We start from the raw sequence: 17,415 nt of genomic DNA, 5'->3' as shown, positions 1-17,415 counted from the left end.
CTTGGGAGTACGGCCTCATACCCCACCTTACGCCTCCGGCAACCTTTCTGCGCCCCGCCCTATGACCCCGCGCGGGCCGCGTCGCGCCTCGCGGACTTCCGGCGCGAACAGACCGAGTGGGGCTGGACGAAATGGCGCGTGCAGGAGGCCAGCGGCCGCACGGTGGGGCGCGGCGGCTTCGGCCTGGGCGATGACGGCCAGCACCGTGAACTGGGCTACCTGCTCGCCCCGGAAGTTTGGGGCCAGGGGCTGGCGACCGAACTCGCGCGCGCCCTGACAGACTGGCACTTCGCGCACCCCGACCCGTGCCTGCTACCAAATTGCGATGATTCCTTTGAATCATCCGAGCGGAGCGAGAAGCAAAAAGGACGGGGTTGCGGAGGTGGACGAATATCCGGCGCTTTCCCGGATGTTCGGGAATCGGAGCAACCCCGTATGAGTCCCGACCTCCTCGCCTTCGCACACGTGGAGAACGGGGCCAGCCGCCGCGTGCTGGAGAAGGTGGGCTTCACGCCGACCGGCGAGGGGCACTGGCAGGGACAACCTCACGCCTTCTATCTGTTCCCCGCCGACTAACCCTCACAGCAGCCGCCCTTCCTCCCCCGCGTCGGGCGTCTGCACCGGCACCCCCCGCGCATTCAGCGCCTCGCGCAACATCGGGATGTTCTTGAGGGCATGGCCTTTGGTGGTGTTCTGACCACAGACAGTTTCCGGGGTACGTTCTGCCAGCAACCCCGCCACAGCCCCGACCCTATCCGCGCTCTCTGCCAAGGCAACAGCTAGCGCTATTTCAGGAAGCTTCCCATTTCTCAGCGGTTCGTTGAAGTTGACATAGACCCTGATTCCCAGGCGGTAAAGCAAAGTATTTACCGTCTCCCACTCTTCCATTTCCACTAAACCGCGTATCTTCCCTAGACCTTCCGATAACTCATTCGCAAGGCTCTTTACTGTTTCAGGAAGAATATCTAGAAGTAATCTCTCTTCTATCTTATTCCTTCTATTCCTAACATCATCGCCGCTGTATGATTCTTCTTTTGCAATAGACCTTCTATTTACTTCTATAGATGATAGAAGCTCTTCCGTTACTTTTAATCCTGACATTTCTAGAATCTCGGTTACTGAATTGTAATTACGCTTAAGCTCTGATATATGACTGTTAGACTGTCTTATTTGCTCTTCAATAGACTTTAGGTTTTCGCTGTTCGCCGCAATAAAAGAACTAATATCTACGCCTTCTAGCTCCATCAGTTTGTCTAGCTTCTTAAGAATAGAATCTTTTCTATTGCTCGCATTGTCCCTCAAAGCTACTGCCTTTTTAATTTGAAACTGAATATCCCTTAAGGCTATAAGAACTCTAAGCAACTCTTTAGAGTATTGCTCAGCCGTTCCTAATCTAGAAGCATCATCCAAAAACTGAAGAATGCTTTTAGTAATCTCGCCATACCTGAAAGACTTACCACACTCTTTACCGGAGCCTTTACCCTCAAGGCGGTAAGTTTTCTGCACTTCCTTAGCGTGACTAGGGCAGAAGACTATAAAGCTTGAGTACACCTCACCATTCTTCTTAGGTGTAGCTTTTGATTTATACCTTATGCCTGCTCTTGACCCGCAATGAGAGCAGAAGACTATCCCTAGATAAGGTCTAACCCCGTCAAAGTATTCTCTATCTGCCTTAGATTTAAGCCTAGTAGCCTCTCTAATCTGATAATAGAGTTCATCACTAATAATCTGGGGATAGACGAACTCCCTACTAAAGACTTCTTCAAAGAAACTGTATTCCTGCTTTACGGGCTTACCATTGTAAAGCTCAAGGTTCTTAAGGGTATCCCTAAAGAAGTGGTGTGCAAAAGGATGCCCGCTTCTAGTCTTATAGCCTTTAGAAGCAGCATAGTCTACTGCTTCTTTAATACTTCTAGTTTCTACAAACTTCTTAAGGAAGTCCATCAGTGCTTCAGCCTCAGAAGTAACAATCTTTACCAGTCTAAACTTCCTACTTTTTGAATCATCAAAAGCAGTTATATAACCGTAAGGCTGCTTACCTAGGGCAGAGCCTTTCTTGAATTGGCTAATTCTACCTTCCCAGTTCTTTTCAACAATATTATCCCGCTCAATTTCCGCCACAACACTTTCAAAGCGTATATCGTTGTTACATTCTCTGAAGTTCTTATAGGTTCTACCCTTATCGGCTATGCTTACCTTTCCGCCCAAAGAGTAGACCATCTTGATAATCTCTTTGATAATCGCTGCTTCACGTCCAACTCTATCAACCCGCTTAAATACAACGTGCTTAATGGTTTTAGCCTCTATTAAGTCATAAAGCTCAGCTAACATCTTCCGGTCAATACCTTTTTTTGTACCGCTGATAGTGTCGTGATACCACCCATTCTCCATCAGCTTCCAGCCCTGAGTTTCCCCATACCGCTTACAAGCTTCATACTGTCCTTCTGGAGAGGTGTTATCTTCCTGCCCCCCAGTTGAGACGCGGGTATAAACGGCGTATGTTTCCGCAAATAATTCTAGATTCATCTCTCTCCCTTTCTTTCACCGCTTCCAGACGGTGACAGGAAGAGTATAGCCCGTAACGGCTACAGAACGGCCCTAGACCCTCCGGCAGGCTCGCCAGTGGGTAATTTACCTTCTGCACTTTCCTCGCCCGTTTAAGGCCCGCCTAGAGAAGTTCCCAGAGAAAGTATCGGATAGGTAAACATCCGTACTGCATAACTTTCTGAAGAAAGAATACCCCTGCTATTCTTCTTAGGCTCTGTCTAGACAATTTAAAGAAGGAAGCTTTTAAGCTGAATAAAACTGCTGTATACTGCATATGTAAGGAGTTAGATAATCATATGACTAAGATTTATTCCGCTACTACAGCCGCAGCCGCGCTAGGCGTAAGCAAAGTAAGAATGAGCTATTACATACAGAATGGCTTTATTCCCGCACAGAACATAAGCACGAACAGAAAACCCATCTGGGCAATTCACGAAAAGGACGTGCAGCGCCTCCACCTTTACCTAGCGGGTGAAATAGAGTTCATCTAGATAAAATGACAGGGAAGCCGCCTAAAGCACCCTGTCATATGGTTAAATATGCCCAACTTATTTACTAGAGCAGCGCAGATATTAGAGCGTCTGCCCATTCATTCTAGCACGAAAGACTTAAAGTTTATAATTAGAGAGGACAGATTCTATAAAATAGATAGGAAAGACGCATTAAAGACTCCAGAGAACAGAAATAAGCTTTTATCTGCCATTAAAGAATGTGGATATAAAGGGAAGGTAATGCCTAGGTTCCCGCAGATAGTCAACCGCGCCAAACAGGTATATGAGACAACGGGGTGGAAATACATAGAAGAGTTTATGGATTGCCAGCGTCTAGACGGTGGTACGTTTGCATCCGTTCTGCTGGAATTAGGTACACATCCCCTCAACAGCAAAAGGACCCAGCAACTTGCAAAAGCCGCCGTGGATAAACTCTGCGGCAGCTTCCCCGCCTATTGGAAAATAGAGAGGATGGACTCCGTAGAGTCTTCTATACACGTTCATATTCTTATCCTTATTCCTGAGGGCTACCTATTTCCTAAGCGGGTAAATAACTTCTCGGTGAAATGGGAATTACTAGGTATGCGCCCGCAGTACCATCATAAAAGCACGTATGAGAATGTCAGAGACTTTTTCGTATACCTACTTAAACCATCGGACGCTAGATATAAGGGACGCTATTTTAGAGAGATGTACTTTGAATGGTGGGAAAACGAGTTAAATAAAGAATCAGGCGAGGGTGCTACCTGGGAAAACGTTGCTCTGAGGGGCGCAAAGAATCTGGATATATCCTGGCTTAAGGGAATGAATAGAGCAGAGATAGAGGGGCGTTACTTAGATGTCCCATATAAGTTACATTATGCGCCGCCTATATCACCCCCAAACCCGCTCCCAGACGATGAAAACCCCTTAAATACTGAAACCCCCCCCGACCCTAATCCACCTGCTACTGTTTCCCCTAAAAAGACGGTAGTAATTACATCGAAAGGAATACATACCCGGAGCATAGCGAACGGGTATAGCGGGTTTAAAGGGCTGCTAGGTCCTTTAGCGTCCGTTTCCTGGGAAACGAGACGAAAGAAGGGTCTTTTATTTATTGCCCTAAAAAAGAAGTTAATATCAACACAGTATCAAACTATAAGAGACAGAGAAAGTATAGAAAAACAACGTCTAGCACGACAAAAACAGTAATTAAGCGATGTTGATAAATAGAACTTTCCGGGGGTAAAAACCGCTAAAACTGTAAGTGCAAGTAATTCCCTATAAAAACTGCACTGAAATCTTTTCCCCTGCTACAGCGGGCGGCATCGCGCGAGTCTTCCCCAGTAACATCCCCAGATGAATAATCCGACTGCATAATCCTAGATTTATGCGATGGGTGGCATATCGTAAATTATGACACCTAAGAGAGAACAGAATTAGAAGGTACTGTTATGTTTTCAGCTACTCGGGATAATTCCGCTTCTCCCGACTAACCCTTAAAGGGTCAGGGCTACAGGTTGCCCCGTAGCCCCGCTGGAAGTTGCCGTAAGGCAGGGAAAGAGAAAACCCTACGGCGGGAGTAGTTTACACCCCATCTAGTTCTGCGGCACCTTCAGGGGGCCTATAGCCGTAGCGTTCGGCCATAAGAAGTTGAAAGTAGCGGATGTTCTGAAAGAAGTTCTGCTGAGGGTAACTGGTACTAGGGAAGCTTTCTCCCTCCCTGACGGGTTTTCTCCGTATCGCAGTGCGTGACCCAGAAGCAGTGGTGTTCTGGAAAAATACGTACAGCTCGGACAGGTCGTCCGCCACCAGCGCGATCTTCTCGGCCCACTCGTCCATCTCGGCGCGAGTGTAGAGGTAGTCGTGGCGTTCGGCGGCGCTCTGGCCTTCCCACCAGGACCCCTTGTTGCGGCCGTGCAGGCGCAGGTAGCCCACGTCGGTGGTGACATGCACCTGGGGTTCGGGCATCCCGCCCACCGGGGGGTAATCGGGGCTGACCCAGATCAGGCCGTACTCGGCCATTCCCTCGCGCACCTCCGGCTTATCCCAGGAGGCGTGGCGCAGCTCGACCGCCAGTTCGTGCCCGGCGAAGCGCTCGGCCAGGCCCAGCAGGTACTTGCGGTTGTCGCCCGTGCGGTGGAAGGAATACGGAAACTGCGCCAGATACGGCCCCATCACGCCGGCCTCGCGCAGCGGTTCGGGGCTTTGCAGCATCCGGTCGAAGTCGGCGTCGCCCGGGGCGCGCTCGTGGGTAAAGACCTTGTTCAGCTTCACGGCGAAGCGGGTCCGGCCAGCGGATTTGCGGGCCATGCCCTCGAAGGCCTTCAGGCCGGGAATGGCGTAGAAGGAACTGTTCAGCTCCACGGCGTCGAAGTGCCGCGAGTACGTCTCCAGATAGGCGTCCTTTTTCACGCCCTCGTAGATCAGACCGGGGGCCGTCCAGTCGTCGTTGGTGTAGCCGCCGCAACCGATCCATACGCGCATGGGTTCAGGCTAGCGGCCAGCGGCACCCTGCGGAACACGGGTGAACGCCACCTCAAGACGGGCGGGGCTGACGGAAACAAGGGTGGCGGTTCAGGTGCGCCCAGAAGGCCGTGATGGTGTGCATCGCCTCGCGAAACTGCGTGAAGTCCAGCGGTTTGATGACGTAGGCGCTCGCGCCGTGGGCATAACTTTCCCGGATGTCCCGGGCCTCGTCGCTGGTGCTGAGCATCACCACCGGAATGTCGCGGGTGCTGATTTCGGCGCGGATGGCGTCCAGCACGGCCAGCCCGTCCATGTGGGGCATCTTCAGGTCCAGCAGGATCAGGTCGGGCAGGGGGCCGGAGCCGCGCAGCAGGGACAGCGCCTCCGGGCCGCCCCCGGCCACCGCGACTTCACAACTGGACCTGTCCTCCTGAAAGGCGTTCAGGGCCAGTTCCACGTCGTTCGGATTGTCGTCGACCAGCAGGATCCGTCGGCGCTCCACAAGCTCCCCCCCTTCTCGTTCCCCCAGCTGACTGGATATGAAGATTTTATCAATTGTCCATCATGGGCTGTGATGGCCCTGTGACCTGGTCGAGCTTTGCCGCTCCGGCAGAGCAGCGGGACAGTGGCCTGTCTGTCTGGGGGCACAGCGGCTCCAGCCGGGCGGGCTAGACTGCGCCACGTGTTGACGAAGCGGATCATTCCCTGTCTGGACGTACAAAACGGGCGGGTGGTCAAGAACGTGCGGTTCTTCGAGAACCACCGCGACGCGGGTGATCCCCTGGCGCTCGCCCAGGCGTACGAGGCGCAGCAGGCCGACGAACTGGTCTTCTATGACATCACGGCCACGCATGAAGGCCGGGCACTGATGCTGGACGTGGCCGCCCGCGTGGCCGAGCAGGTGATGATGCCCCTGACGGTGGGCGGTGGCGTGAACGCCGTGTCCGACTTCCGGCAACTGCTGCTGGCCGGCGCCGACAAGATCAGCGTGAACAGCGGCGCGGTGCGGCGGCCGGGGCTGATCCGCGAGGCGTCGGACCATTTCGGCGCGCAGTGCGTGGTGCTGAGCATCGACGCCAAACGGCGCGCTGGGGGCGCGGGCTGGACCGTCCACGTGGGCGGCGGGCGGGTGGACACCGGCCTGGACCTGCTGGACTGGGCCGCCCAGGGGCAGGCGCTCGGCGCGGGCGAGATCTGCCTGAACGTGATGGACGCCGACGGCACCCGCGCAGGCTTCGACCTGGAGGCCACCCGCGCCGTATCTGACGCGGTGGACCTGCCCGTGATCGCCTCGGGCGGGGCCGGGAAACAGGAAGACTTCCGCGACGTGCTGACCGAGGGGCGCGCCGACGCCGCTCTGGCGGCCAGCGTCTTTCACTTCGGGGAGCTGACGGTGCCGCAGGTCAAGACCTATCTGAAGGCGCAGGGGCTGCCCGTGCGCCCGGAATGGCGGGACGCATGAACGCGCCCTCCCTGGACGAGCTGAAGTTCGGCCCCCCCGAAGCCGGGAGCGGCGGCCTGATCCCCGTCGTGACCCAGGACGCCCGCACCGGCGCGGTGCTGATGCAGGCCTATGCCGACCGGGCCGCCGTGCAGCGCACCCTGGATACGCGCGAGGCCACCTACTACAGCCGGTCACGCGGCGAGCCGTGGGTCAAGGGGCAGAGCAGCGGCCACACCCAGCGGGTCGTGTCGGTCCTGCTCGACTGCGACGGTGACAGCCTGCTCTACCGGGTGGAGCAGACCGGCCCGGCGTGCCACACCGGTGAATACACCTGTTTCCACCGGCCATTGCTGGAGGGGGAACCGGCACAGAGCGGGCTGGACGGCACCCTGGAGCGCGTGTACGGGACGATCCGCGAGCGCCTCGCGACCCTGCCCGAGAACAGTTACGTGGCGCGGCTGCACGCCGGGGGCCTCGACCGTGTGCTGAAAAAGATCAGCGAGGAGGCGGGCGAGGTGCTGCTGGCCGCCAAGAATGGGGACCGGGAGGAACTCGCGACCGAGGTGGCCGACCTGCTGTTCCACACCCTCTTCGCGCTGGCGGAAGTGGGCGTTTCCCCCGCCGAGGTGGCTGCCGTCCTGCAAGGGCGCGAGGGCCGCAGCGGGCTGAAGGGACCGAAGGAAGTTGGCTGACGCTGGCAAAGCCGGGGCGCCGCTCCTGCCCCCTCTCCCAGCCGCCGGAAAGGCGGAGTGGCGGGCCTGGGCACGCGAAGTGCGGACGGGCCTGCCTGACCTCTCCGCCGAACTCATCGCCCACCTCGCCGCCTTTCTGCACACGCGGGGCGCGCGGCGCGTCCTGGCTTACCGTACCCTGCCGGGGGAACCGGACGTCTCGGCCCTGTCCGGGCCTTTCGAGCTGCTCACCTCCCGCGCCCGCTTCCGGCCCACGCCGCACCTCACGCTGCATCCCTGGGCCACGGCCACCGAGGTCAGCCGCTTCGGGGCGCTGCAACCCCCGGCAGACGCGCCGCGCCTGACCCTGGAGACGGTGGACGCCGTGCTGCTCCCGGCCCTGGCCTTCGACCGCCGGGGCGTGCGGCTGGGCTACGGGGGCGGCTTCTATGACCGCCTGCTGCCCGACTTCGCGGGCCTGACGGTGGGTGTGGTGTGGGACGCCCTGGTGGTGGACGAACTGCCGTGCGAGCCGCACGATCTGCGGGTGGGGTTTCTGGCGACGGAGGGGGGGGTGCGGGGCCTTCAGCCCTGACCTTCGCCGGTCCCCAGCCGCCACACCTCCTCCGGCACGTACAGCCCGCCGGGTCCGGGTTTGCGCATCACCCACACTTCCCCCGCGGTGAAGGTGAGGGGCCGGGCCGTAAGGTCGGCAAACTCCGCCTGGGCCGCCGTCAGGACCACGCCAGAATCCACCCCACGCCGCCGCAGGGCCAGCGTCAGATGGGGGGTCATCTGCGGCCCCTCGAAGCCGAAGCGCACGGGCAGCGTCAGGGCCTCCAGCAGCCGGACGTGCAGCGCTGCCGCTTCCGGGGAGCGAATGGCCAGGTACACGGCGCGGCCACCACGAAAGGCCCGAGCGCCCCCCACCTGCACCGTGATGGGCGGGGTCTGGGCGATCACCGCCCGCGCCGCCGCCGCCCAGGCGAGGTCCGCATCAAGGCCGCTGCGGGCCTTCACGGTCACGTGTGGGACACTCTCGCGCACGCCCAGCCGGACCCGGAAAGCGTCCACCCGGGCGGCGAGGTCGGCGGGCGGCCGCAGACCCAGCAGGAAGGCGGGGGTCACGCCCCTCGCTCCTGAACACGGGGGAGGCGTTGCTGGCGCGCGTTTCTGCTTCCGGGCACGGCTGACTGTACCCCTGGGGACGTCCGGGCGTGCCGGACGGGGGCGCCGGAACCTCCGGTACAGTTCAGGGGTGACCAGCATTCCCGGCAGTACCCCTGATGGGCCGCTCAGGCGGACACCCCTGCACGCCGCGCACCTGAAGGCGGGTGCCCGTATGGTGCCCTTCGGCGGGTGGGACATGCCCGTGCAGTACGCGGGTGTCAAGGCCGAACACGACGCCGTTCGTACCCGCGCGGGGATGTTCGACGTGTCGCACATGGGCGAGTTCCGCGTGACCGGGCCGGACGCCGAAGCCTTCCTCCAGCGCGTGACCACCAACGACGTCATGAAGCTCAGGCCCGGCCGCGCCCAGTACAACTGGCTCCCCAACGACGCGGGCGGTCTGGTGGACGACATCTACGTCTACCGCATCGGGGAACAGGAGTTCCTGCTGGTCGTGAATGCCAGCAATATCGGGAAGGACTGGGCGCACCTCCAGGCGCACGCCGCGGGCCTCGGCGTCCAGCTCAGCGACGAGTCCGACCAGTGGGGCCTGCTGGCCGTGCAGGGACCGGAGGCGGCGGCACTACTGCAACCGCACCTGGATGTGGACCTCGCCGCGAAGAAGAAGAACGCCTACTTCCCCGCCAGACTTTTCGGCCAGGACGTGTGGCTGGCCCGCACCGGCTACACCGGCGAGGACGGCTTCGAGGTCTTCGTGGCCGCCGAACGGACCGAAGCCCTCTGGGACAACCTGCTGGCCCTGGGTCTGACCCCGGCGGGCCTGGGCGCCCGCGACACCCTGCGCCTGGAAGCGGGCTTTCCCCTCTACGGCCACGAGTTCGCCGACGACCTCCACCCCCTCGCCAGCACCTACACCTGGGTCGTGAAGGACAAGGAACACGTGGGCCGCGCCGGGATTCAGGCCGCGCCACCCGTGAAGCTGATTGGTCTCGCCCTGGAACGGGTGCCCGTCCGTGAGGGCTATCCCGTCCTGCTCGGCGGCGAGCGGGTGGGCCGCGTCACCAGCGGCAGCAGCAGCCCCACCCTGGGTCACCCGATTGCAATGGCGCTGGTCAACGCCGACGCGGCCACCGCCGACGCCTACGAGGTGGAGGTGCGCGGCAAGGCGCATCCGGCGCGGCGGGTGGAGTTGCCCTTCTACAAGAGGTAAGCACGGGGCAGGCAGGCTTTTGCGGCTGCCCCCACCCTGCTCCTGCTCGGCCTCCGCCGTTCCCCACACTTCCCCCGCCCCGATAGAGGAGAATTACACCCATGCAGACGCCCAACGAACTGAAGTACGCCGCCTCCCACGAATGGCTCGCCCCCGACGGCACGGTCGGCATCAGTGACTTCGCGCAGGACCAGCTCGGTGACGTGGTGTATGTGGAACTACCCGAAGTGGGCCGCGTGGTCACGGCGGGCGAGACGGTCGCCGTCGTGGAGAGCGTGAAGACCGCCAGCGACATCTACGCCCCCGCCAGCGGCACCATCGTCGCCGTGAACGACCAGCTTTCCGGCACCCCCGAACTGGTCAACAGCGGCCCCTACAGTGACGGCTGGCTTTTCAAGCTGGACGTGACCGAGGAGAGCGGCGACCTGATGGACGCCGAAGAGTACGTGGCCGCGAACGGCTGAGGGACGCTGGGCCACCAGCCGACCGCTTTGGGCCTTGCCGGAGCTGGGAGCTTATGGATGTTCAGCCATGAAAAACATCTTGATCACTGGCATGTCCGGCACAGGAAAATCCACCGTGATTGAACTTTTACGGGCGCGTGGACTTGAGGCCATGGACACCGATATGGATGAGTGGTCTGAATACGTCGTTTTGCCGGGTGAAACCGAGCCGGGTCGGGTGTGGCGCGAAGATAAGGTTCATGGCCTCCTGGCCGTGCCCCGGACGCGGCCTTTCTTTCTTAGTGGCTGCGTATCCAACCAGGGCAAGTTTTACCCGCAGTTTGACCACGTGGTGCTGTTCGTTGCGCCCACGCCGGTCATTCTGGAGCGGGTCAGGACGCGCACCAACAACCCTTATGGCAAGACTGCCGCCGAACAACGAGAGATTCTGGACTACATCGCAACCGTTGAGCCACTGCTGCGGCGCGGTGCAGACGTGGAAATCAACACCGCCGACCTGAGCGCCAGGGACGTTGCCGACCAGCTCGTCACCCTGGCACAGCGCCCTTCATTCCACCAAGGAGTCACCGCATCATGACCCGCCCCCTCAACGAACTCCTCCAAACCGACGATTTCACCCGCCGCCATATCGGCCCCAGCGAGGCGGAACAGGCCGAGATGCTCGCCGCGCTGGGCGTGAGCAGCCTCGACGAACTGACCGAAACCACCCTGCCGGAAAGCATCCGCTTCGGCGGTGAGCTGAAGGTGGGTGGCCCCGTCACCGAAGCGCAGGCGCTCGCGGACCTGAAGGAAGTGGCCGGGAAAAACAGGGTCTTCCGCTCGTACATCGGCATGGGCTATTCCGGCACGCTGACGCCGAATGTGATTCTGCGGAATATGCTGGAAAACCCCGGCTGGTACACGGCCTATACGCCCTACCAGGCCGAGATCTCGCAGGGCCGCCTGGAGATGCTGCTCAACTTCCAGCAGACGGTGATGGACCTGACCGGCATGCCCGTCTCCAACGCTTCCTTGCTCGACGAGGCCACCGCCGCCGCCGAGGCGATGACCCTCGCCAAACGGCAGGTCAAGAACAAGGGGAACGTCTTCTACGTGGCGGACGACGTTCACCCCCAGACGCTGGACGTGATTCGCACCCGCGCCGAGTACTTCGGCTACGAGGTGGCGACCGGCCCCGCGAACGGCGACTTGCCCGAAGGTACCTTCGCCGCGCTGGTGCAGTCGCCCGGCACCTGGGGCGACCTGCACGACCTCTCCCCCATCGCGGAACGGGTCCACGCGGCGCAGGGGGCCTTGATCGTGGCGACCGACCTGCTGGCCGACGCGCTGGTGACGCCGCCCGGCGAGCAGGGCGCGGACATCGTGATCGGCAGCGCCCAGCGCTTTGGCGTGCCCATGGGCTTCGGCGGGCCGCACGCGGCGTTCCTGGCCTGCCGCAGCGAGTACCAGCGTTCGATGCCGGGCCGCGTGATCGGCGTCAGCAAGGACGCTCGGGGCAAGACCGCCCTCCGCATGGCGATGCAAACGCGCGAACAGCACATCCGCCGCGAGAAGGCCACCTCCAACATCTGCACCGCGCAGGCGCTGCTGGCGAATATGGCCGCCGCGTATGCCGTGTACCACGGCGCGGAAGGCATTCGCACGATTGCCGAGCGCGTCCACCGGCTGACGGGGATTCTGGCGAAGGCGCTGGGCGATGCCGGAATCAAGACCAACGAGACGTTCTTCGACACGCTCACGTTCGAGGGCGACGTGGCCGCCATTCGCGCCCGTGCCGAGGCGCAGGGCATCAACTTCCGTTATGACGGAGCCAGGGTCGGCGTCAGCCTGGACGAGACGGTGACGGTGGCCGACCTGGCCGACGTGATTGAAGCGGTCACCGGGCAGCGGGTGGACGTGCCGGCCCTCGACGGCAGCGCCACCGACGGCATCCCCGCCAACCTCAAGCGCACCTCTCCCTACCTCCAGCACCCCGTCTTCAACACGCATCACAGCGAACACGGGATGCTGCGCTACCTCAAGCTGTTGGAAAACCGGGACTACAGCCTCGTCCACGGCATGATCCCGCTGGGAAGCTGCACGATGAAGCTCAACGCCACCACCGAGATGATTCCGGTGACGTGGCCGGAGTTCGGCAACCTGCACCCCTTCGCGCCCAGGGAACAGACGGAAGGCTACGCGCAGATGCTGGCGGAACTGGAAGCGTGGTTGGCGGACATCACCGGCTACGACGCCGTCAGCCTCCAGCCCAACAGCGGCGCGCAGGGCGAGTACGCAGGCCTCCTTGCCATCCGCAAATACCACGAGAGCCGAGGCGAGGGCCACCGCACCGTCTGCCTGATTCCCGCCAGCGCGCATGGCACCAACCCCGCCAGCGCCGCGATGCTGGGGATGCAGGTGGTGGTCGTGAAGACCGACGAGAACGGCAACATCGACCTGGGCGACCTGAAGGCCAAGGCCGAGCAACATGCCGACAAGCTGGGGGCGCTGATGATCACCTACCCCAGCACCCACGGCGTGTATGAGGAGAACGTCACCGAGGTCTGTGACCTGATCCACCAGCACGGCGGGCAGGTGTACCTGGACGGCGCGAACATGAACGCGATGGTGGGCCTCGCCAAGCCGGGCTTGATCGGGTCGGACGTCTCGCACCTCAACCTGCACAAGACCTTCGCCATCCCCCACGGCGGCGGCGGGCCGGGCATGGGACCGATCGGGGTGAAGGCGCACCTCGCGCCCTTCCTGCCCAACCATGATGTGCGCCCGATCAGCGACAGCAAGACCGGGGCCGTCAGCGCCGCGCCCTACGGCAGCGCCAGCATCCTGCCCATCAGCTACCTCTATATCCGCCTGCTGGGGCCGGAAGGGCTGAAAAAGGCCACACAGGTCGCGCTGCTGAACGCCAACTACATTGCCCGCAGGCTGAGCGGCGCGTACCCCGTCCTGTACACCGGCCGTCATGACCGGGTGGCGCACGAGTGCATCCTCGACATCCGCCCACTCAAGCAGGCCAGCGGTATCAGCGAGGAAGACATCGCCAAGCGGCTGATGGACTACGGCTTCCACGCCCCCACCATGAGCTTTCCGGTGCCCGGCACCCTGATGATCGAACCGACCGAGAGCGAGCCGAAGGCCGAACTCGACCGCTTCATCGACGCGATGCTGAACATCCGCCGCGAGATGAGGGAAGTGGAAGACGGCCTGATGAAGGCCGAGGACAGCCCGCTGCGGCACGCGCCCCACACCCAGGACGACCTCATGGCGGACGAGTGGAACCGCGCCTACAGCCGCGAAACCGCCGCCTTCCCCACCCGCGCGCAGCGGGCCTGGAAGTACTGGCCCGCCGTGAACCGCGTGGACAACGTGTTCGGGGACCGCAACTTCGTCTGCTCGTGCCCGCCTACCCAGGAATACGCGGAGTTCGAGTTCAGCGAGTAAGGGACCAAGAGAGGAGGAGTGGGGCAGCTGCGGAGGCTGCTCCTCTCTTTTTCTCTTTTGGGTTCCACTTCTGGACCGACGCCCAATGGGCCTTACGCCCCTTCTCAAGAACCGGACCCGCGGGGGGTTCACACTATGGAAACACCCCATCCGGAGGAAACCGCACATGACTGACGACCGCAGGGACACCTACAACCCGCCCGTGGAGACCAGCCAGTCACCCGGCGAAGGGGGGAACAGCACGGCCAACGAGCCGGGAAACAACGCTGCCCCGAGCCTCGATACGACGCTGGACACCGCCCGCACCGGTGGCATGGGAGGTATGGCGGGTACGCTGGACGTGAGCGTGGACACCGATAGGGCGGGCAGCGCTCCCGCCGGCGAACTCGAAGACCAGTAGGCGGCCACACCCGCCAAGGCTAAGCCGCCCACCCCTAATCAGCGTCTCTGTCCGGCTCTGGTCTGATCTTCAGCGCCTGCCGGGCCACCAGCAGGACCAGGCCCAGCCCCGCCAGATGCCCCAGCGGATGCTGTGCGCCCAGCGCAAAAGCCACGTCACCCACCCCCAACAGCAGAGCCAGCCCCACGCCTATTCGCGGCACGCGGCCCTGGTGGGGGGTGTCATACATCGGCGTGCGCGGGTGGGGATCGGTCATGGCGTCCCGCGCCTCGGCATAGCGGATCAGGGTCAGGACACCGTACACCAGCATCAGGGCTGCGGCGAGAATCAGCGCCAACCCCTCGTATCGCCCGGCCTGGGCGTAGTCCAGTGCGCCCAGTGTGCCGTGCCACAGCGACGTGATCAGGGCCAGCAGGGCCAGGCCCAGCGTGGCGGGCGTGCTGTAGGTGGGGGGAGCGCCGAGCGAAGGCATAGCACCTGCCCCCACGCTACGCCCTGCCGGCGGCGGCAACTATGGGGACGGCTGCCAAAGGGGCTGAGGGGGACGCGCCCCCATCACGGTTTCTCACGCCATCCAGCTCAGAACGGTCCAACACCCTTCCCGAGCACTGCTCTAGCGATCCGTAGCGGGCGTGTTGACCTCGACGGCCGTCAGCGTCTCGGTGATGCGGAAGGTATGAGGCGTGTTGCGCGGCACGTGATAGCTGTCACCCGGCGCGAGGCTGACCGTCTCGCCGTTCACGATCAGGTCGGCGCGGCCCTCGATCACGTACCCCAGCGTCTCGTAGGTGTGGGTGGACATGGGTTTGTCGGCGTTCGGCTCCTCCCGGTGCCACAGGCGCATGCTGCTGCCCTCGCCCCGGATCAGGTGATGCTCGCCCTCCGCCCCATGGGTGGTGTTTCCCCGACTGACCTTGTACTGGCTCCCGCCGTTCTGTGGTCCATTGTTCTGGGTCATGCCCCAGCCTGCCGGGGCCACGCGAGCAGGGGGTGAGGGGAAGCTTCACGGGCACTTACGGGCCGGGCAGGCGGCGTGCGGTCCGCCCAGCAGCGCCCAAGCGCGTCGGTCCAGAAAATGCCGTGCTGCACGTCTTCCCTGCCACTTGGCACCGGAGACCCGGGAGGCGTACACTGTCGGTCTACCGTTGCGCTTCGCAACGCGGACAAGGGGGTGAGGGGCAAAGGTGGGGACGAAGGAAGACGTGCGTGCGCGGCTGAACATTGCGGACGTGATCGGTGAACACGTGCGCCTCTCGCCTGCCGGAAAGGGCCGCCTGAAGGGCCTGTGCCCCTTCCACAAGGAGAAAAGCCCGTCCTTTCAGGTGGACACCGAACAGGGCTATTTCTACTGCTTCGGCTGCAAGGCGGGCGGCGACGTGTTCAGCTTCGTGCAACGCGTCGAGAACCTGAGTTTCGGGGACGCCCTGCGCCAGCTGGCCGAAAAGGCCGGAATCCAGGTCGAAGCCAAATACGGCGAGCGCAGCAGCCGTGACCTCTACGACGTGAATGCTTTTGCACTCGCGTACTTCCGCGAACACCTGCCCGGTCCCGCCCTGGACTACCTGCGGCGGCGTGGCCTGACCGACGAGACCATCGAAGCCTTCGAGCTGGGTTACGCGCCGGACGGCTGGGACGGCCTCTTGAAACGCGCGCGCGCGCGCAACCTGACCGAGCGGCAACTGCTGGAAGCGGGGCTGCTCACCGAGAATCCCGAGTCAGGCCGCGTGTACGACCGCTTCCGGGGCCGCGTGATGTTCCCGATCCGCGACCACCTCGGAAGACTGGTCGGTTTCGGGGGCCGCGTGCTCGACGACAGCAAACCCAAATATCTGAATACGCCGGAGACGGACGCCTTCAAGAAAGGTGAACTGCTGTACAGCCTCGACAAGGCGCGCGCGGGCCTCAGCAGCGGTGCGGAACTGATCGTGGTCGAGGGGTATATGGACGTGATTACCCTGCACCAGCACGGTTTCACGGGGGCGGTGGCCAGCCTGGGCACGGCCCTGACCGCGGACCACGCCACGCTGCTCGAACGCCTGGGCGCGCAGCACCTCGCGCTGATGTTCGACCGTGACGAGGCAGGCCTCAAAGCCACACTGTCCGGGCTGGATCAGGTGCTGGGGGCCAAGTTCCGTGTGCGGGCCACCAGCGTGCCCAGTGGCAAGGACCCCGCCGATGCCCTGCTGGCTGGGGACGTCCAAGGCATTCATGACGCCCTGACCGGGGGACTGGACGAGGTCCATTACCGGGTCCAGGCCGCTGTCGAAGCACATGGCCTGGACACCAGCGAGGGCAAACGCCGCGTCCTGATGGCGCTGCTTCCCCGCATGCAGAACCTCGACCCCCTGGATGACGGCGCAGAACGCATGCGCACCCTGGCCTGTCATCAGCTCGGCATCCGGCCCGAAGCCCTCCTGGAATGGATCGGCAGCAAGGCCAAACGCCGCACCCTGACCGATACCCACCTCGCGGGTATGAGTGCCCACCGTGCCGAGGAGGACCGCGAGCTGGCCCTGTTGCGGCAGCTGCTGGTGGATCCGAGCCTGCTCGCCAAACTGGACGGCAGCACCCCCTGGCGCAACGAGGCTGTCCGCAAGGTCATGCTGGCCGCCCAGGGTGCCCAGCGCCCCGACGATATTCTGGAAGTCTTCCGGGGCCAACCCGAGGAACAACTCCTGATCCGCCTGCTGTTCGAGGGCCGGGATACCGGAGCCATCTCGCGCGATACCAACCACCTGTACGAGCAGAAGGTCAACGCCTATGCTGCCGCCGCCGTGGACGATATCCAGGTTGGCCTTAGTATCGATTCCATGCGCGCTGAAGTAGACCTGCTGAAAAGGCAGGTGGCCCAGGCCACCCCCGCTGAACAGCTGGGCCTCCTCCGGCAGATTCAGGACTTGCAACGAGCGATCGAGGCCGAGAAACGTGCCCGGCGCGGCAGCGCCTAGGTCCATGCTCAGCAAGGCTCGCGGACCTTTTTGAGCTGAACGAAGGCAGGGCAGACCATGAAGAGGGCGGCGCTTCATTCGTTAGAACAGTACTTCGGTAACTTTATGTAGAGGTGGTGGAGAGGAATTATCTCCACCTGCTGCCTATGCCTATGTCAAACAAAAGCCCCCACCTTCTGAGAAGGTGGGGGGAAGTGGAGCGGGAGACGAGATTCGAACTCGC

At 61.9% G+C, this 17,415-nt stretch carries 17 protein-coding genes; 11 read left to right on the top strand and 6 right to left on the bottom strand.

Annotated features, from left to right (window positions below; all coding sequences use genetic code 11):
* Positions 1–576, top strand: a 576-nt coding sequence (locus DEIPH_RS19165) for a GNAT family N-acetyltransferase (protein ID WP_034354935.1), incomplete at its 5' end; no start/stop codon positions are given.
* A 3-nt stretch (positions 577–579) separates the two neighbouring features.
* Here the strand turns inward: DEIPH_RS19165 and DEIPH_RS19160 are convergent.
* On the bottom strand, positions 580–2,526 hold the full coding sequence (locus DEIPH_RS19160) for a recombinase family protein (protein ID WP_081790791.1): 1,947 nt from the start codon (positions 2,524–2,526) through the stop codon (positions 580–582).
* Between the two features lie 560 nt (positions 2,527–3,086).
* Between DEIPH_RS19160 and DEIPH_RS20345 the strand changes: the two genes are divergently transcribed.
* On the top strand, positions 3,087–4,229 hold the full coding sequence (locus DEIPH_RS20345) for a hypothetical protein (RefSeq protein WP_152544812.1): 1,143 nt from the start codon (positions 3,087–3,089) through the stop codon (positions 4,227–4,229).
* 375 nt (positions 4,230–4,604) lie between these two features.
* Here the strand turns inward: DEIPH_RS20345 and DEIPH_RS05130 are convergent, their stop codons facing one another.
* Positions 4,605–5,504, bottom strand: a complete 900-nt coding sequence (locus DEIPH_RS05130; RefSeq protein WP_034354917.1) for a DUF72 domain-containing protein — start codon at positions 5,502–5,504, stop codon at positions 4,605–4,607.
* 52 nt (positions 5,505–5,556) lie between these two features.
* Entirely contained in the window at positions 5,557–5,988 is a 432-nt protein-coding gene (locus tag DEIPH_RS05125) for a response regulator (RefSeq protein WP_034354914.1), read from the bottom strand.
* A gap of 180 nt (positions 5,989–6,168) precedes the next feature.
* On the opposite strand from DEIPH_RS05125, the gene hisF reads away from it, so the two are divergent.
* From hisF to DEIPH_RS05110, 3 genes are read left to right on the top strand one after another with little or no spacing between them, the layout of a single operon-like run.
* Positions 6,169–6,948, top strand: coding sequence for an imidazole glycerol phosphate synthase subunit HisF (gene hisF, locus DEIPH_RS05120; protein ID WP_034354911.1), 780 nt, complete (start codon positions 6,169–6,171; stop codon positions 6,946–6,948).
* Positions 6,945–7,622 (top strand): bifunctional phosphoribosyl-AMP cyclohydrolase/phosphoribosyl-ATP diphosphatase HisIE, encoded by a 678-nt coding sequence (gene hisIE / locus DEIPH_RS05115; RefSeq protein WP_034354931.1) that lies wholly within the window; start codon positions 6,945–6,947, stop codon positions 7,620–7,622. Before hisF ends, hisIE begins: the two co-directional genes overlap by 4 nt.
* Complete coding sequence (locus DEIPH_RS05110; RefSeq protein ID WP_407636496.1) at positions 7,615–8,196, top strand: 5-formyltetrahydrofolate cyclo-ligase; 582 nt, start codon at positions 7,615–7,617, stop codon at positions 8,194–8,196. The genes hisIE and DEIPH_RS05110 overlap by 8 nt, the downstream gene beginning before the upstream one ends.
* Here the strand turns inward: DEIPH_RS05110 and DEIPH_RS05105 are convergent.
* The gene (locus DEIPH_RS05105; RefSeq protein ID WP_034354908.1) at positions 8,187–8,729 is read right to left on the bottom strand and encodes a 2'-5' RNA ligase family protein; all 543 of its coding nucleotides are present in this window, start codon (positions 8,727–8,729) and stop codon (positions 8,187–8,189) included. The two genes, DEIPH_RS05110 and DEIPH_RS05105, sit on opposite strands and share 10 nt — an antisense overlap.
* Before the next feature lie 130 nt (positions 8,730–8,859).
* On the opposite strand from DEIPH_RS05105, the gene gcvT reads away from it, so the two are divergent.
* From gcvT to DEIPH_RS05080, 5 genes are all read left to right on the top strand, one after another.
* On the top strand, positions 8,860–9,942 hold the full coding sequence (gene gcvT / locus DEIPH_RS05100; protein WP_456072958.1) for a glycine cleavage system aminomethyltransferase GcvT: 1,083 nt from the start codon (positions 8,860–8,862) through the stop codon (positions 9,940–9,942).
* Between the two features lie 101 nt (positions 9,943–10,043).
* On the top strand, positions 10,044–10,406 hold the full coding sequence (gcvH, locus tag DEIPH_RS05095) for a glycine cleavage system protein GcvH (protein ID WP_034354905.1): 363 nt from the start codon (positions 10,044–10,046) through the stop codon (positions 10,404–10,406).
* Between the two features lie 67 nt (positions 10,407–10,473).
* Entirely contained in the window at positions 10,474–10,983 is a 510-nt protein-coding gene (locus DEIPH_RS05090; RefSeq protein ID WP_051517171.1) for an AAA family ATPase, read from the top strand.
* Complete coding sequence (gene gcvP, locus DEIPH_RS05085; protein ID WP_034354902.1) at positions 10,980–13,844, top strand: aminomethyl-transferring glycine dehydrogenase; 2,865 nt, start codon at positions 10,980–10,982, stop codon at positions 13,842–13,844. Before DEIPH_RS05090 ends, gcvP begins: the two co-directional genes overlap by 4 nt.
* A 166-nt stretch (positions 13,845–14,010) precedes the next feature.
* On the top strand, positions 14,011–14,244 hold the full coding sequence (locus DEIPH_RS05080; protein ID WP_034354899.1) for a hypothetical protein: 234 nt from the start codon (positions 14,011–14,013) through the stop codon (positions 14,242–14,244).
* Positions 14,245–14,278: 34 nt separating this feature from the next.
* Here DEIPH_RS05080 and DEIPH_RS05075 read toward each other — a convergent pair whose 3' ends face one another.
* Both DEIPH_RS05075 and DEIPH_RS05070 read right to left on the bottom strand, forming a co-directional pair.
* Positions 14,279–14,716: a hypothetical protein gene (locus tag DEIPH_RS05075; protein ID WP_034354897.1), complete on the bottom strand. Its 438-nt coding sequence runs from the start codon at positions 14,714–14,716 to the stop codon at positions 14,279–14,281.
* A gap of 141 nt (positions 14,717–14,857) precedes the next feature.
* A complete protein-coding gene (locus tag DEIPH_RS05070; protein WP_034354894.1) occupies positions 14,858–15,202 on the bottom strand; it encodes a cupin domain-containing protein in 345 nt (114 codons plus the stop codon).
* Between the two features lie 226 nt (positions 15,203–15,428).
* Between DEIPH_RS05070 and dnaG the strand changes: the two genes are divergently transcribed.
* Positions 15,429–17,192 (top strand): DNA primase, encoded by a 1,764-nt coding sequence (gene dnaG, locus DEIPH_RS05065; protein WP_051517170.1) that lies wholly within the window; start codon positions 15,429–15,431, stop codon positions 17,190–17,192.
* Positions 17,193–17,415 lie beyond the last annotated feature (223 nt).

This window comes from Deinococcus phoenicis, from assembly GCF_000599865.1.
Taxonomy (GTDB): Bacteria; Deinococcota; Deinococci; order Deinococcales; family Deinococcaceae; genus Deinococcus; species Deinococcus phoenicis.
The sequence above is the reverse complement of the archived record's forward strand: the minus strand, read 5'-3'. Positions and strand labels throughout refer to the sequence as shown.